The sequence below is a fragment of the Arthrospiribacter ruber genome (genome assembly GCF_019343195.1).
Taxonomy (GTDB): Bacteria; Bacteroidota; Bacteroidia; order Cytophagales; family Cyclobacteriaceae; genus Arthrospiribacter; species Arthrospiribacter ruber.
The window spans coordinates 331,743-346,575 of the sequence record NZ_RPHB01000003.1 but is presented as its reverse complement, the minus strand read 5'-3'; the positions used below and the strand labels follow the sequence as shown (position 1 = coordinate 346,575).

16 protein-coding genes are annotated in these 14,833 nt (G+C 38.8%); 8 read left to right on the top strand and 8 right to left on the bottom strand.

Translation table 11 applies throughout. The features are described 5' to 3' along the window. Positions 1-201: 201 nt before the first annotated feature. From EGN73_RS07350 to EGN73_RS07320, 7 genes are all read left to right on the top strand, one after another. On the top strand, positions 202-696 hold the full coding sequence (locus tag EGN73_RS07350; RefSeq protein WP_219287900.1) for an RNA polymerase sigma factor: 495 nt from the start codon (positions 202-204) through the stop codon (positions 694-696). Continuing rightward, a complete protein-coding gene (locus EGN73_RS07345) occupies positions 686-1,117 on the top strand; it encodes a hypothetical protein (RefSeq protein ID WP_219287899.1) in 432 nt (143 codons plus the stop codon). Before EGN73_RS07350 ends, EGN73_RS07345 begins: the two co-directional genes overlap by 11 nt. A gap of 135 nt (positions 1,118-1,252) precedes the next feature. Continuing rightward, positions 1,253-1,774, top strand: coding sequence for a DUF4252 domain-containing protein (locus EGN73_RS07340; protein ID WP_219287898.1), 522 nt, complete (start codon positions 1,253-1,255; stop codon positions 1,772-1,774). A 240-nt stretch (positions 1,775-2,014) separates the two neighbouring features. Continuing rightward, on the top strand, positions 2,015-2,545 hold the full coding sequence (locus EGN73_RS07335) for a hypothetical protein (RefSeq protein ID WP_219287897.1): 531 nt from the start codon (positions 2,015-2,017) through the stop codon (positions 2,543-2,545). Positions 2,546-2,553: 8 nt separating this feature from the next. Further along, positions 2,554-3,039, top strand: a complete 486-nt coding sequence (locus tag EGN73_RS07330) for a DUF4252 domain-containing protein (RefSeq protein ID WP_219287896.1) — start codon at positions 2,554-2,556, stop codon at positions 3,037-3,039. 414 nt (positions 3,040-3,453) lie between these two features. After that, positions 3,454-4,044: a hypothetical protein gene (locus tag EGN73_RS07325; protein ID WP_219287895.1), complete on the top strand. Its 591-nt coding sequence runs from the start codon at positions 3,454-3,456 to the stop codon at positions 4,042-4,044. A gap of 372 nt (positions 4,045-4,416) precedes the next feature. Then, on the top strand, positions 4,417-4,998 hold the full coding sequence (locus tag EGN73_RS07320; protein ID WP_219287894.1) for a hypothetical protein: 582 nt from the start codon (positions 4,417-4,419) through the stop codon (positions 4,996-4,998). A 110-nt stretch (positions 4,999-5,108) separates the two neighbouring features. Here the strand turns inward: EGN73_RS07320 and EGN73_RS07315 are convergent, their stop codons facing one another. The 7 genes from EGN73_RS07315 to accD form a co-directional block, all read right to left on the bottom strand. Continuing rightward, positions 5,109-6,257 carry a pseudouridine synthase gene (locus tag EGN73_RS07315; protein ID WP_219287893.1) on the bottom strand — a complete coding sequence of 383 codons (1,149 nt, stop codon included), beginning with the start codon at positions 6,255-6,257 and terminating at the stop codon, positions 5,109-5,111. A gap of 101 nt (positions 6,258-6,358) precedes the next feature. Then, a complete protein-coding gene (gene murQ / locus EGN73_RS07310) occupies positions 6,359-7,165 on the bottom strand; it encodes an N-acetylmuramic acid 6-phosphate etherase (protein ID WP_219287892.1) in 807 nt (268 codons plus the stop codon). Next, the gene (locus tag EGN73_RS07305) at positions 7,162-8,004 is read right to left on the bottom strand and encodes an N-acetylglucosamine kinase (RefSeq protein WP_219287891.1); all 843 of its coding nucleotides are present in this window, start codon (positions 8,002-8,004) and stop codon (positions 7,162-7,164) included. Before EGN73_RS07305 ends, murQ begins: the two co-directional genes overlap by 4 nt. A gap of 1 nt (position 8,005) precedes the next feature. Continuing rightward, positions 8,006-8,236 (bottom strand): cytochrome b5 domain-containing protein, encoded by a 231-nt coding sequence (locus EGN73_RS07300; RefSeq protein ID WP_219287890.1) that lies wholly within the window; start codon positions 8,234-8,236, stop codon positions 8,006-8,008. Continuing rightward, on the bottom strand, positions 8,237-9,388 hold the full coding sequence (locus EGN73_RS07295) for a formimidoylglutamase (RefSeq protein WP_219287889.1): 1,152 nt from the start codon (positions 9,386-9,388) through the stop codon (positions 8,237-8,239). Positions 9,389-9,475: 87 nt separating this feature from the next. Continuing rightward, complete coding sequence (gene nqrF / locus EGN73_RS07290) at positions 9,476-10,774, bottom strand: NADH:ubiquinone reductase (Na(+)-transporting) subunit F (protein ID WP_219287888.1); 1,299 nt, start codon at positions 10,772-10,774, stop codon at positions 9,476-9,478. A 137-nt stretch (positions 10,775-10,911) separates the two neighbouring features. After that, complete coding sequence (accD, locus tag EGN73_RS07285) at positions 10,912-11,754, bottom strand: acetyl-CoA carboxylase, carboxyltransferase subunit beta (protein WP_219287887.1); 843 nt, start codon at positions 11,752-11,754, stop codon at positions 10,912-10,914. A gap of 244 nt (positions 11,755-11,998) precedes the next feature. On the opposite strand from accD, the gene EGN73_RS07280 reads away from it, so the two are divergent. Beyond that, the gene (locus tag EGN73_RS07280) at positions 11,999-13,630 is read left to right on the top strand and encodes a carbon starvation CstA family protein (protein WP_219287886.1); all 1,632 of its coding nucleotides are present in this window, start codon (positions 11,999-12,001) and stop codon (positions 13,628-13,630) included. A 62-nt stretch (positions 13,631-13,692) separates the two neighbouring features. Here the strand turns inward: EGN73_RS07280 and EGN73_RS07275 are convergent, their stop codons facing one another. Next, the gene (locus tag EGN73_RS07275; RefSeq protein ID WP_219287885.1) at positions 13,693-14,808 is read right to left on the bottom strand and encodes a hypothetical protein; all 1,116 of its coding nucleotides are present in this window, start codon (positions 14,806-14,808) and stop codon (positions 13,693-13,695) included. Positions 14,809-14,833: the final 25 nt, after the last annotated feature.

The following is a 14,833-nucleotide window of genomic DNA, read 5'->3' as shown; positions in this document are numbered from 1 at the left end:
AAAGTCCTGGGTTCGCTCAGGACTTTTTTTGTTTTCAGCCGTTCAAATTAAAGATTGTTTCCTTATGCAACTTTTTGCTATTGCAAAATAATAAATAGTAGGCATGCATACTATTTTTTGTTTCAATTTAAAATCAGTCTAATTTCCGTTTTTTTTTCAAATTGCTGTAACATTTCAGTTTGCCATGCATCATCTACAAAAATGAAGTCCTTTTTCGAAGCACATATACTTCCGCTCAAAAACCAGCTCTACAGAATGGCCTATCTCTGGATCAAGGACCGGGATGTAGCGCAGGATGTGTTACAGAGTGTATTTGAAAAGGCATGGCAAAGGAAAGACGAGCTTGAGAAAATGAAAAATGCCAAAGGCTGGATGGTTCGAACTTTAAAAAATGAAAGCCTTCAAGAGTTTCGCAACAATAAGAAATTTGAAAAAATAGAAGGCATGGACCTTGAATCGGAAGCAAAGGAGGATGAGGGAGATGCTGACATTCAGATTAAAATGGTCTTTAAGTTCTTACAAATCCTCCCGGAAAAACAAAAGGAAGTGTTTCACTTGAGGGAAGTTGAAGGATTGACATATGAGGAAATTTCTGAATATATGGAAATCTCACTGGATCAAGTAAAAGTCAATTTACACCGAAGCAGAAAATCTTTACGGGAATTCCTCACAAAAGCCAATTATAATGAACGATAAACTAAATGAGCTTCTAAATAAATATTGGGAAGGTAACAGCAGCCTAGAGGAAGAACGCCTGATGAGAAAACTCTTACTCCAGGAGGAAGGCAGGGAACAAGAGAAATCCTTTTTCTTGGGTTTGGATAAGTTGTCGAAAGCTTCTGCCAAAGCCATCACTCCTGCTCCTAAATCATTGGACCCATGGAAAAACTGGCTTAGATATGCTGCAGCATTGGCCATTCTATTTATTTCAAGCTGGGTTGCCTATAATTCTTATCAATCTTACCAAGAAAGAAAAGCCTACGAAGAGGTGATGCAGGCCTTCATGCTTATACAGGATAATTTTCAAAAAGGAACGGCTCAAATCGAAGCCATGGAGGATTTGAAATACCTAAATACAACACATGAAATGTTCAATATCGACGATCCAGAATATTAATGAAATAGACCCTACATGAAACGGTCAGCTTTGGTCCCTTAGCAAGGGGAAAACAAAATAAAATAAAAGATTCTTCCCGTCCTGATAGTTTTATGGAAGAGAAAAATGTATCCACGAAAGAAAAACAATAAACAGATGAAAAAATACATCAGCGCAATTCTACTTTGTTTCATCATCTCAAGCCTTCAGGCACAAGATGATGCTATAGTAAAATTCTTTTCCAAGTATATGGAGGACGATAATTTCTCCAGGGTGTATATAAGCCCGAAGATGATGCAGATGGCAGGAGGTTTTCTTAAATCAACTGACAACAAGGATGAAGAAGCCCAGAAAATGGGAGAGCTCATCTCAAGAGTAAAAGGAATAAGAATACTCAGTGCCGAAAAGGTAAGCGGAAATAACCTCTACAATGAAGCTATGAGCACCCTAAATAAAAATCTTTATGAGGATTTGATGGATGTCGCTGACAAGGGTTCAAACATCAAGTTTATGGTAAGGGAAGAAAAAGGTAAAGTCAAAGAATTGATCATGATCAGTGGATCCAAGGAAAGCTTTACGCTACTGAGTATGCTGGGTGACTTCAGTTATCAAGACCTCAATATTCTGGCCGATAAGACGAATATCCCAGGTATGGATAAATACAATAAAGGGAAGTAAAGGATAAGGTTTGAAAGATGATGGAGGAAAAGATTATAGTTTGAAATATTTCTGAAAGATGTGGACCCAGAGTTTTAGAAGTAAACAAACACAAAAAAACCCTACCCAATTAAAGACTAATTGACACTAAGCATTTATTGATATCCATTCTATTGAAATGTTCAATTTTGTTCAAATACATCTATCGGAGAAAAAAAAGATTATCATATTAATATTTAAAGAGCTTAAAACTTTACAGTAATGAAACGAAATTATATAGTATTTACGGTAACCATTTTGGCATTGATTCTTCAAAATGGCTTTGCACAATCCGACCCTTATGAAGAAATCAATAAAAGGCTGGAAACACCTGTAGAGTCAAAACTTCTTTGGCCTTGGGAAGAGAATGATTTAAAAAAGGGAATGAAGATGTCTGAAATGAATGCCACCTACAGGCTTGCTTTCAACGATCAGAACAAGTCAGAACTCGCCATTGATTTTAAGAATTTTGAGGAAATGGTATCAGCTATTTATTTTAAGGACCAAGTTTCAGGAAAAATTCTTGCAGAAACCTTAGAAAAATCTATTTCTGACGAATTCAAACCTGTTTTTGAGCAAACAGATGGAGAAGATATCTTTTTCATGTTTTCAAATGGAGACAAAGAGCAAGAAGAAGTATATTTTTTAGCAAGCAGCAAAGAAAAGTATGAACTCCTCTATTTCAAATACAAACCAAAAACCAAGGCAAAAGACAGGCTACAATTTCAATTAGAAAACACATTAAATAAATAACTCAGACTATGAAAAAGTACATAATTTTATTCACAGCCTTATTGTTGCTCGTTGGACAAAACAGTTTTGCCCAAAGCAAATCAGTAGACGCCCTGTTCCAGAAATATAAAGCACATGAAAACTTCTTCCATATGGACTTGGGCGGCAGTTTTATGAATTTTGCAAAAGGCCTCAATTTGCAATTGGACAGCAATCAGAAAGAAACATTGGTCAACTCTATGGAGCGTATGAAGATGTTCAAACTTCCCGTAACAGGTGCCAAAGTAAACGAAGAGTACAATTCTCTATTGAAAGGCTTGAAAAAAGAAAACTTTGAGGTTTTTTTGGAAGCACATGAAAAAAAGAATGGTGTGCTGATTTACACAAAAGGCGGTAAAACAATAACTGATGTAGTTGTTTTAGTCAAAGATGAAAAGCAAGAACTCATGGTCTTTGAACTATTGGGAAGTTTTGACTCCAAACTGCTATCAGACATAGGTTATTCCAATAAATAAAATCCCTAATGGAACTGATAAAAGGTAACCTAAAGAAGGGTTGCCTTTTTTTATTTTAATATTTGGATAATCGCAATCGATAGTTTCATATAGACCTACAATAATTGATTAAAAAAAATATTATTTTGTTTTCAAGGTGATTTTTTAAGCTTTATAATTGGCGTTACCGATTGCGGAAAAATAATATTCATTTCTGTATCCTTAATTTTTACTTTTATTTTTTATCATTTTGTTAACAAATAAAGCTATTTGTTGAATTATTTGCAATTCACTGAAACCATTTGTACATTTGTATAGTTGAATGAATGTAAATCAACGCACCCCACAATAGCCTGCCTTCAATTATTTGACATTCGGTACAGCCGAGCAGAAGGTAAATCAAAAGTGTAATCTAACCTATTAAATATCATTATTATGAAAACGTTAATCGCAATGTTAATCGCATTAGGTATTTCTACAAGTACCTTTGCAACAGAAAGAACGACTGACACGCCAGTGAAGTCAGCGGTATCCATTAGAAAAGTAGAAGACAGCAAAATACAACTACTTTATGGATTGGTACCAAACGGTACTGTTTTGGTAAAAATCTACGACGAGTCTAATACACTTGTACAAAAAGACAGGATTTTCAAAAAAGAAGCATTTGCAAAGTATTATGACTTCTCATTGCTTTCGCCTGCTAAGTACAACATTGAAGTTTTGGAAAACAACCAAATAGTAGACAAGTTTGAATTAGACCTTAGAGCTAAATCAGCAGAGCCTGTAATCTATTCCAAAGTTGAAAAAGTGACCAATAACCAATACAAGCTATTGGTAAACTCACTACTTCCAACAGACCTTTCTATAATGGTCTATGAAAATGGACATTTGGTACATGAGGAAAACATCGACAATGTAAATGGATTTCACAAGCTATATACTTTTGCGAGGTTCAGCCCAGGTGCAAATGTAGAGTTCGTGGTAAAAACCCAGGATGGTTTCAGCAAACTACTTGCTACTAAATAATATGGGATCATTCAGGATTTTGTGTTGATTTACAATACATTCTCAACCCTTACTAAAGAGCCACATCACCTGTGGCTCTTTTATTTTTTTAATATTCAATGTAAAAAAGATTAATAAGTTCGTCTAAAAAACTTATACAGATCCTATTCAAACACCGATTTTATTTAAACATTATCAAACGCTTACATCAATTTTCACAATTTTTTATTTTGATTTCATCTTGATCTGAAAAATTTTCAAAGGTTTCAAAATTTATAGGATTTTTTCTGATTTCAACATCCAAAACCTACTAAATGCCCCGGTCCAAAACTTGGCTATAACCAAAAAATAAAATCATTCGTGCAATTGGACTGAAACCAAAACTCATTAGCCATGAAATACTTACTGTCTTTAGTTTTGCTAGTATGCTCAGTTTCATTTTCATTTTCCAATAATGAAGCACCAGTAGAAACACCTATCTCAGTCAAAATGGTAAAGGAAGGTAAAGCCCTTTTGAGGTATAAGTCCGCACCGGAAAGCCCCCTTGTTGTAAAAGTCTACAATTCAGAAAACCGTCTTGTCAAAGCACAAAGGCTATTTAAAAGTAGCTCCTTTGCAAAGTATTATGACTTCACTAACCTTGGTCCCGGATCATACACTTTTGAAGTCATCGAAAATGGAAAACCCAGCAAAAGGATTCCTTTTCAATATGAAATAAATAAAAATGAACCTATTGCATTTTCGAATTTGAAAATTTCAGAAGGCAACAGGGTAAAATTGCAGTTCAACGCCTTGGAGCCAACAGATCTAATGATCTTCGCATATGAAAACGGCAAGCTTATCCATGAAGAAAAACTTTCCAACATTTCAGAAACGGAAAGACTTTACAGACTTAAAGGGGTAAGTCCCACTGCTGAACTGGAGATTGCCATACAAACTGCCGATGGTCACAAAAACCGATTTAAAATCAACTAAAAAACTGATGCTCATGGTAGGGGGAAGGATATAGGATAGTGGTTTAGTGTGTTTACCCACCTTCCCCTCTGCCTAAAAAAAAGCCAATCGGATTTCCGACTGGCTTTTTTTTAAGTGAAATATTTCAATCTTACTACTTCTTTTTCTGCGAGGAACCTATATCTACCTCTTGGAAGGTCTTTTTTGTCCAAGCCTGCATACAATACCCTGTCCAAGGCTACCACATCATATCCCAAGTGGGCAAATATCCTTCTTACAATCCTGTTTCTTCCCACGTGGATTTCAAGTCCCAATATGGTTCTGTCTTTGGAAAGCACCTGCATATCGTCTACGGACACAGCACCATCTTCCAGCTCGAGACCATCCAAAATATCCTTTTCATGGTTCTGTGTCAATGGCTTATCCAAGGTGACCTGGTATATCTTTTTGATCTGATTGGAAGGATGGGACAACTTAGCTGCCAATTCACCATCATTGGTAAACAAAAGCAATCCAGTAGTATTCCTATCTAACCTTCCCACAGGAAATACTCTTTCTTCACATGCATTTTCAATCAGGCTCATCACAGTCTTCCGCTCCATAGGGTCGTCGGTGGTGGTGATAAAATCTTTGGGCTTATTGAGCAGTAAGTAAACAGGCTTTTCAGGATTCAACAACTTGCCTTTGTAGCTAACTTTGTCTCCCTTTTGTACTTTATATCCCATTTCTTTGACTACCTGTCCATTTACAGAAACCAGCCCTTTTTCAATCAAGGCATCTGCTTCTCTTCTGGAAGACACACCAGCATTAGCTATATATTTATTGAGACGCGTTTCTCCTGAAGGATTCTTTTGCCCTCTTGTTTTTTCAATTTTGTCAAAGTTGTAATTAGGACGATCTTCTACAGGCTCGTTGCCAAATGGATTTTTGAATTTTTTCTTGGGTCTCTTTTTATCCTCAATTTCTGACTTATGTACTTTTTCAAAAATTGGTTTTTGGTTCTTTCCCCTACCCTTGTAAACACTCTTGAAATCGGCTTCATCTTGCTCAGAAAAATCCCTTTTCACCTTTTCGTCTTTGAATCCGCTTTTGCGGGAATCAATTGATTTTCTCTCAGAAAAGTCACTTTTACCTCCTTTTAGTCCCTTTTCATTTTTCTGGCCTATGCCTTTACTTCTGAATTCTCCGGAATTTCTTTTTCCGCCTTTGAAATCCTTTTTTTCTGATCCTTCAGGTTTCCCCTTTCTTTTATCAGAATTTTTGTCGTTGTATTTTCTCATTTTGTTGCAACATCTCTGCTGGATTATTATAAATTCCCGTCAAGGCTTAAGCACCTGATTTAAAACGGGTAGCAAAGGTAATGAAAGATTATGTAAATAAATCATTTCCTGTAAAACTGTTCCACCGCCTTCCTTACAGACCCCTGAGTCATCAGTAAATCCTTGGCCTCTTCATCACTTAACCCGGTAGCCTCCACAATCATTCTTGTACCTCTTTTAACTAGCTTTTCGTTAGAAAGCTGCATATCTACCATTTTATTTCCTTTGACTCTTCCGAGCTTGATCATTGTAGTGGTAGAAATCATGTTCAAAACCAACTTTTGGGCTGTTCCTGATTTCATCCTAGTGCTTCCTGTTACAAACTCAGGCCCTACCACTACTTCAATGGGATATTCTACAGCAGCAGCCAAAGGTGAGCCTGTGTTACAAGTAATACATCCTGTAAGCAATCCAGCTTCACGGGCTGCTTTGACCCCGCCGATCACGTATGGCGTCGTACCTGAGGCTGCTATTCCAATAACGGTATCTTCCTTATTCCAGCCATATTCCTGAATATCCAACCATGCTTGATTTGGGTCATCTTCGGCATTTTCTACGGCCTTTCGGATGGCTTTGTCTCCACCTGCAATGATCCCGACTACCCAGTCAAAGGGAACACCATATGTAGGTGGACATTCTGAAGCATCCAAAATCCCCAATCTACCACTTGTCCCTGCTCCAATATAAAATAGCCGTCCACCATTTTCCATCCTAGGAACAATTTTGGCAACTAATGCTTCTATTTTATCCAGTTCATTTTGTACAGCAAAAGGAACCTTTTGGTCTTCATTGTTGATATTCTCCAATAGGGACTTGACGCTCATTTCGTCCAGCCCGTCATATAAGGAAGTACTTTCGGTTGTGCTCATAACTTTTTTTGGTGGTAAAGAGTGAGTCCTGCAATAGGACCCTCTATGATCAAATTAACAGTAATATCTACATCATATGCGGCACTCCTAAGAATGTCACTGTTGTAAAAAGCGATAGAGCCTACAAAATTGACAGGTTTGTTTTTGTACCCATCGTATTTCATGATATGCTTTTTAAAAAACTCCTGGAAAGCTTCATAATACAACATGTAGCAATATGGGTCATTTTTATTTTCGGTGATAAACCGACAAAAGCTTGCCATATACCTTCCGGGAAATGGTCTTTGATACACGTTCTCAATGATAACCTCATTATCAAGGGCGAAAGTATCCAACACCTTTTCCCTCACTTTTTTGGGCATTTCCTCATGGATAAAATCAGCAAGAAATTTCCTTCCTATATAAGCTCCGCTACCCTCATCCCCAAGAATGTACCCCGGTGCGGGCCTTTTATCAATGATGAGCTCTCCGTCATAATCACAGCTGTTGGATCCCGTGCCTAGAATGCAGGCAATGCCTGCATTACTTCCACAAGTCGCTCTGGCTGCTGCCATCAGGTCATGGTCAATATTGATTTCTGCATGTTTGAAAAGGCTTCTTAAAGCATTTTCGACTTGTTGTCTATTTTTACTTGAAGTACAGCCCGCACCATAATAGTGGATGGTTTCTACATCCGCACGGATATCCAACAAAAAATCATCCTGCAACTCAGTGATCATTTCTGCGGCAGTCTGATAATTGGGGTTGAACCCTATTCCTCTGTGCTGACCGATTTCTCCACTATCATTGATCAGCCTCCAGTCAGTTTTACTGGCTCCACTATCTGCAATCAAAATCATATCAATCTGTTAAAATGCCAATAGGTTGAAATTTTTCAAATACCGATTCGGTATGGGGTGCATCAGGGAGCTCATGTGTAAGATCCTGACCTGCCCAATGCTCATAATGTTTGCCTGTTTTCCACAATCTGGACGCTGACACATCATAAATTATTCCTTGGTATGCTATCCAAACTTCAGGTTTATCCTGTCCATTTCTCAACGCCAATTGTTGTCTCGTAAACGCTTTCATTTAAAGTAACTTCAATTGGGCATTGACCCACCTTTCCGGTATTTCTCCGGATTGGGCCATTTGATAGTCACGGTAGCTGCACGGAATGATCGTGGAACGATCATATTTATCCTGTTCGGACTGCGGCACTTCCATCCACCATTTTTCACTCCTTTTGCTTTTATAAAAAATGATGATTGAGGGCTTTGCATCCAAAGATACGGTATATTTCACATAATCGCTTCCCTTAAATGACAGGCTATCCTTACGGTTATAGAATCCCTCAATAAAGTACCAGATCATGGTCGCTATCACAGAAGCTGTTTTATTTCTGTTATCATCGTAATAGGGCTGATAACCATAAATACCCATTGAGGACAGTTTTTCATTCATCCCTGCAAACCTACAAATCTGACAGGCATCCTCTCCGGTAAGCCCAAATGGCTGTGCATCTACCGCCCCGGGAGCATCAGAGGACTGGATGGCACTTACATCAAAGCTAAGCAGATCTGCATTTCTGATAATGGGCTCCGCATCCTTGAGATTGTTTTTGAGGTTACCTAAGCGGACATGATCGAAATAGAGCTTTTCCATCACATTGACCAAGTCTTTGTCATTCAAAAAACTCTGATAGCCAATGTGACCATAATTGAAAAGGAAGTTAGGCTGGTGTAAAATAATATCCTGAGAATGGGTCTCCATAGGCTGACCTTCTTCTTCCATGTCAATTTTACAATCCACCGTCACCATAGATACCAATTTTTTCAGGCCTTCAAAAGAGAGGTACTGTCCAAAATCTAGGTCATGAGTACCACCGAAAAAAATGGGAAGGATTTGCTTTCCCATTAAGTATTCACCTACTGCTTTCATATACAGGATGGTCTCATTTCTGGTTTCACCTACTTTCAGATCACCCAGATCTACTATTTTGTAGAGTGCATCTCCTTTTTTGAGATGGAAAAGTTTTTCACGGATCTCTGAACTTGCCCTTTCCACAGTATCATTTTTTTTAAATCCTCGGGCATCCTTCAGGCCCACCAATGCTATCTGGGCCCCTTTTATCTCCGGGAATACATTGCCATAGTAATGGATGTAATTAAAAAAAGAATTGTGTGGGTATTCTTGCTCAATGATATATTCCTGAATAGGATCAAAATAGGATTTTAGGTTCATAGTATCTGTAAATGCTTATTTCAAAAATAAAGAAAAAAATGAGAGCTAAAATAAAAAAGTCCCGCCTGGGCGGGACTTGATTTTTTATTATCCTCCGAAATCATCAAATCTGATGTTTTCTTCAGGAATTCCCATATCGTCCAACAATTTGAGAACTGCAGCATTCATCAAAGGAGGACCACATAGGTAATATTCTATTTCATCTGGTTCAGGATGGTCCTTCAGATAGTTGTCATAAAGAACCTGGTGGATAAATCCAATGTAACCATCTCCTTCTTCATCATCCAGCGAACTCTTGATTTTCCAATTATCTTCTGGAAGAGGCTCTGAAAGTCCAATGTAAAATTTGAAGTTAGGAAAATCCTTTTCTATGTCTCTGAAATGAGGCACGTAGAACAACTCTTTCTTTGAACGTCCACCATACCAATAAGATACTTTTCTATCGGTCTTTTCAGTATGGAAAAGGTGGAAAATATGAGATCTTAAAGGAGCCATACCAGCACCACCACCAATGTAAATCATTTCTCTTTGGGTAGGATTGATATGGAACTCTCCATAAGGACCGGAAATTGTCACCTTATCGCCTGGTTTTCTTCCAAATACATAAGAAGAACAAATACCTGGATTTACATCCATCCATTTGTTATTGGCCCTATCCCATGGTGGCGTAGCGATACGTATGGTAAGCATGATGATGTTACCTTCCGCTGGGTGATTGGCCATAGAATATGCTCTGAAGATCTCTTCATCATTTTTCATGACCAAATCCCAAAGTCCAAACTTATCCCAATCACTCTTGTACACATCATCCGGGTGCCCCAACTCTGGGTGAGGAGTGATGTCCATATCTTTAAAGTTGACCGTAATCGGAGGTACATCAATCTGAATGTACCCACCTGATTCAAAATCAAGTGTTTCTCCTTCAGGCAACTTCACTTTAAATTCTTTGATAAATGTCGACACGTTGTAATTGGAAATTACTTCGCATTCCCACTTTTTGATGCCGAAAATTTCATCCGGAATCCTGATTTTCATATCCTGCTTCACCTTTACCTGACAGGTAAGACGAACTTGGGATTGCTTTTCAGCACGGCTCAAATGCCCCTCTTCTGTAGGCAATACTTCACCGCCACCTTCTTCGATGATACACTTGCACATGGCGCAAGTACCTCCACCACCACAGGCAGATGGGAGAAAGATTTTGTTGTTACCCAAAGTACTCAGCAAAGTAGAACCCGCAGATGTAGTGATTGTCTTTTCATTGTTGATGACAATCTGAACATCTCCAGATGCAACTAATTTGGACTGGGCAAACAACAGAATAAAAACAAGCAGCAACAGAATTACTGTAAATGCTACTATCGATGTGATAATTACTGAACCCATTTAATGTTTGTTTTACTTTAATTTTCAGTATTCAAGCCCTATTTAGGCTCACAAATATATTTATAAATAGTTTAATCCGGGAATAAAGCACGTTTATTTTCCCTAATTGGATCACAAAATGATAACGATATGTTCGCTTAATTGTTAAGCAATTTCAATAAGGTTGTCAACCTATTTTTCAACTGCCTTCTGTCGATGATAAAATCAAGAAATCCGTGTTCAAGTACAAACTCTGCACTCTGAAAACCTTTGGGGAGGTCTTTTCCTATAGTTTCTCTGATCACTCTAGGCCCGGCAAACCCGATCAAAGCGCCGGGCTCGGCAATATTAAAATCACCCAGCATAGCATAAGATGCAGTAACACCACCCGTGGTAGGATCAGTCAAAAGTGAAATATAAGGAATACCAGCTTTATCCAATAAGGCAAGTTTGGCTGAAGTTTTGGCCATCTGCATCAAGCTGAAGCCTGCTTCCATCATCCTGGCACCTCCAGACTTGGATATCATCAAAAATGGTATCTTGTTTTTGAGGGAATGGTCAATAGCTCTAGCTATTTTCTCTCCAACTACCGACCCCATAGAGCCTCCAATAAAATTAAAATCCATACAGGAAATCACTATATCAAAGCCATTCATTTTACCTACTGCAGACCTTACGGCATCATTCAGTTCCGTTTTGCTGATTGTAGCTTCAATCCTTGCATTGTACGGTTTGCTATCTACAAATTTAAGCGGATCCCCTGACCTCATGTTGGTATCCAGTTCTTTGAAATTATTCCCATCAAAAAGTATTTCAAAGTATTCTTTAGATCCGATTTTTACATGATAATCGTCATCTGGGCATACATAGGAATTGTTTTTCAATTCTCTGGTATGGATAATATTGCCTTTGGGGGTTTTAAACCAAAGCCCATCAGGAGCATCCTTTTTGTCCTCTGTGGAAGTTTTGATGCCTTTATCTGTTCTTTTAAACCAAGCCATATAAATGTGTTTAATCCGGCAACTATTGTTACAGGGACTACAAATTTATAGGTATTTATGGTTAAATAAAATCTGATCCCAGAACTTACATGATTGGATAAGATCAAATGCTGAACGTCCGATGATTCATTATAGCTGTTTCCGGAAAACTGTAAAAATACCTTGGCACCAAATCATCTGAATAAAAAAGATTTGTTTTTTTACTGATTTCAGCCAACTTGAAGACGTAAAACCAAATTTTCTCATGAGTTTAACTCTTCTGCTAATCCTCTCAGGCATGATACTTACCACGGCATATTTTACTTATGGCAAATATGTCTACAAAAAATTCGGGCTCAGCAACAAAAGGCAGGCACCTTCACATACCTACAAGGATGGAATAGATTATGTCCCAAGTAAACCCATAGTGGTTCTTGGACATCATTTTGCCTCGATTGCCGGTGCTGGGCCAATTGTCGGACCCATCATAGCGGTTACTTTCGGCTGGATTCCTGCTGTCATTTGGATATTGGTGGGAGGCATTTTTTTTGGAGCAGTACATGATTTGGGCAGTATGGCAGCTTCTTTGAGAAACCAAGGAAAATCTATAGGAGTAATCATTCAGAACAACATTGGAAATAAAGGCAAGCAACTCTTTATTCTTTTCAGTTTTTCCACATTAATACTTATCATAGGGGTATTCGCTGACATCATTGCCAAAACTTTTGTAAGCAATGCCGGGGTGGCCTCTGCATCCATTCTGTTCATCCTCCTTGCGGTAGGATTTGGATTTATAAATAGAATTTTCGGCAACAGCAAAACTGCCTTTGTTTTGATCACCGTCATAGGCGTAGTATTGATGTATTATTTTGTGTATTTGGGCATGAATATTCCTTTTGCACTTGATTATCAACTGTGGATATACATTCTTCTTGCTTATGCCTTTATCGCTTCTGTGACACCGGTATCCATGCTTTTGCAGCCAAGAGATTATCTCAACAGTTTTTTGCTTTATGGCCTTATTATTTTTGCGGTTTTGGGGATCGTCATTGCCAATCCTGAAATCAAAATGGAAAATGAAATCTATGTCAATGCTGACAACCTTGGGTATCTTTTTCCTGTACTTTTTGTAACAATTGCCTGTGGCGCCATTAGTGGTTTTCATTCACTGGTTGCTTCAGGTACCACTTCCAAGCAGCTGGATAAGGAGAGTGATGCCAAAATAGTAGGGTTTGGGGGAATGTTGATCGAGTCCTTTCTGGCCATCATTTCAGTAGGTGCGGTTATCGTTTTGAGCAGATCTGAATACTTGGGAAGATTGGGAGAAGAAGGCCCTGTTCCACTATTTGCAAGTGGAATCGGCAACATGATTGCTACCTTAGGTATTTCAGAAAATTTTGCAGTAGGCTTTGTGGCCCTGACGGTTTCGGCATTTGCGCTGACCACCTTGGATACTTGTACAAGACTGGCCCGATTTACCATGCAGGAATATTTTGAAGGATTTTCCCATCCCGTATCCAAGCAACTTGCCCAAAATAGATTTCTCTCCACATCGGTGGTGGTGGTATTGTCAGTCCTGCTTTTGGCATCAGGAGGATTTTCTACCCTTTGGCCAATATTTGGATCAGCCAATCAGCTGCTTGCAGCTTTGGCTTTGTTGACAATAGCGGTATGGATGATCAGAAAAAAGGTCAAAGCCACCTTTGTGACCATTCCTATGTTTTTCATGTTTGCAGTTACCTTGAGTTCTCTGGGCCTGTTTGCCTGGCAAAATCTTCAAAAAGAAGTCTATGTTTTAGCAATCATCGCCAGTTTGCTTTTTATTCTATCCATTGCATTGATAGTACTGGCTGCTAAAAGCCTGCGGAAAGAAATGGAGCAACCTGTACGGGTTTGACCGCATAATCTTTACAGACACAAAAAATAGTCCCCGGTCTTTAAAAACCGGGGACTAGTACTTCAATCTAAAGCATTGAATATAGAATTGGATTTTTTGGTCAATCTATATGCCAAACCCACGTTGATGAGATAATCAGCAAATGCGGCATCTCCATGAACTCTATTTTCTGGGGTTGAATTGGCGATGTCTGTAAGGCTTTGCGTCCTGTTTCTCAAGAGCGCTATGGGCAGATTTAAAGTTGCGGTGAAATTTCCGATCATATAACTGGCGCTAGGCTCAATGGATAGGATGTATCCCGGTCTTCTAAAACCATCACTTCTTCCTATAATATCTCTAACAGGAACTCCTTCTATTCTTCCTCCCAGTCCAAATCCCAATCCATGTAATCCGCCTACTGGCTTGAAAATCCCAGTTCTGAAGGCATATTGGTCAGGAACACTCATGATGGATTCATTTTCCCTTCTCCTGTTGGTCTGGATCCCATTAGTATTTCTAGGGTTAAACATGTAGAACCCGTCGTAATACAAAAAGGTAGCACTTCCAAGATTCCAGATTCCCTGCCCATTGATAATAAATCCCCATCCTCCATCACCAAGTTGTATCGATTGATCTACGGGCCTGATTTCCGATTCTCCATTGGTACCTACATTGTAAAACCTGCTGGTAGCACCATAATCCCCGGTTGGGACTTTGATCCCGCCACCCAATGCCATATTTCCTGATTTGGCTTTTTCACCAGAAAGCAGCCAATAGCCACCTCCCACTATGACGTCTGTCAAACCACCGGAATATGTCATGTGCCTTTCAGTGCGCCCGTGCTCATAAAGAGAGCTGCGCTCATTGTAAGCCAAAGGGATAGACACAACAGCAAAAGCCCTTTCAGTAATGGCATAACTGATATTGATATCCATCAAATGTGTCCAATTAATCACTTCAGTGTTGTCTTCTACCCTTTGAGGATGCTCGGTGGTACCACTGAAGTGTCTGAAAGAACGGAAATACCGGTAATTGACATTGAAGTTCCATTCGCCCTTTTCAAGGATGTTACCTTGTCCGATGGCATTGCCAACGCCAGAAAATTGCCGGATGGCGACGCAGCCTTGGGCATACCCTTTATGATCTATGATAGCAAGTACTATGAACGTTGCAAGAATTATGTAAAACGATTTTTTCATTTTTTCTAAAATTTTTTTATCCAAT

Coding starts and splice junctions, on each gene's coding strand:
- EGN73_RS07350 (WP_219287900.1), top strand. CDS start 202: ATGAAGTCCTTTTTCGAAGCACATATACTTCCGCTCAAAAACCAGCTC.
- EGN73_RS07345 (WP_219287899.1), top strand. CDS start 686: ATGAACGATAAACTAAATGAGCTTCTAAATAAATATTGGGAAGGTAAC.
- EGN73_RS07340 (WP_219287898.1), top strand. CDS start 1,253: ATGAAAAAATACATCAGCGCAATTCTACTTTGTTTCATCATCTCAAGC.
- EGN73_RS07335 (WP_219287897.1), top strand. CDS start 2,015: ATGAAACGAAATTATATAGTATTTACGGTAACCATTTTGGCATTGATT.
- EGN73_RS07330 (WP_219287896.1), top strand. CDS start 2,554: ATGAAAAAGTACATAATTTTATTCACAGCCTTATTGTTGCTCGTTGGA.
- EGN73_RS07325 (WP_219287895.1), top strand. CDS start 3,454: ATGAAAACGTTAATCGCAATGTTAATCGCATTAGGTATTTCTACAAGT.
- EGN73_RS07320 (WP_219287894.1), top strand. CDS start 4,417: ATGAAATACTTACTGTCTTTAGTTTTGCTAGTATGCTCAGTTTCATTT.
- EGN73_RS07315 (WP_219287893.1), bottom strand. CDS start 6,257: ATGAGAAAATACAACGACAAAAATTCTGATAAAAGAAAGGGGAAACCT.
- murQ (WP_219287892.1), bottom strand. CDS start 7,165: ATGAGCACAACCGAAAGTACTTCCTTATATGACGGGCTGGACGAAATG.
- EGN73_RS07305 (WP_219287891.1), bottom strand. CDS start 8,004: ATGATTTTGATTGCAGATAGTGGAGCCAGTAAAACTGACTGGAGGCTG.
- EGN73_RS07300 (WP_219287890.1), bottom strand. CDS start 8,236: ATGAAAGCGTTTACGAGACAACAATTGGCGTTGAGAAATGGACAGGAT.
- EGN73_RS07295 (WP_219287889.1), bottom strand. CDS start 9,388: ATGAACCTAAAATCCTATTTTGATCCTATTCAGGAATATATCATTGAG.
- nqrF (WP_219287888.1), bottom strand. CDS start 10,774: ATGGGTTCAGTAATTATCACATCGATAGTAGCATTTACAGTAATTCTG.
- accD (WP_219287887.1), bottom strand. CDS start 11,754: ATGGCTTGGTTTAAAAGAACAGATAAAGGCATCAAAACTTCCACAGAG.
- EGN73_RS07280 (WP_219287886.1), top strand. CDS start 11,999: ATGAGTTTAACTCTTCTGCTAATCCTCTCAGGCATGATACTTACCACG.
- EGN73_RS07275 (WP_219287885.1), bottom strand. CDS start 14,808: ATGAAAAAATCGTTTTACATAATTCTTGCAACGTTCATAGTACTTGCT.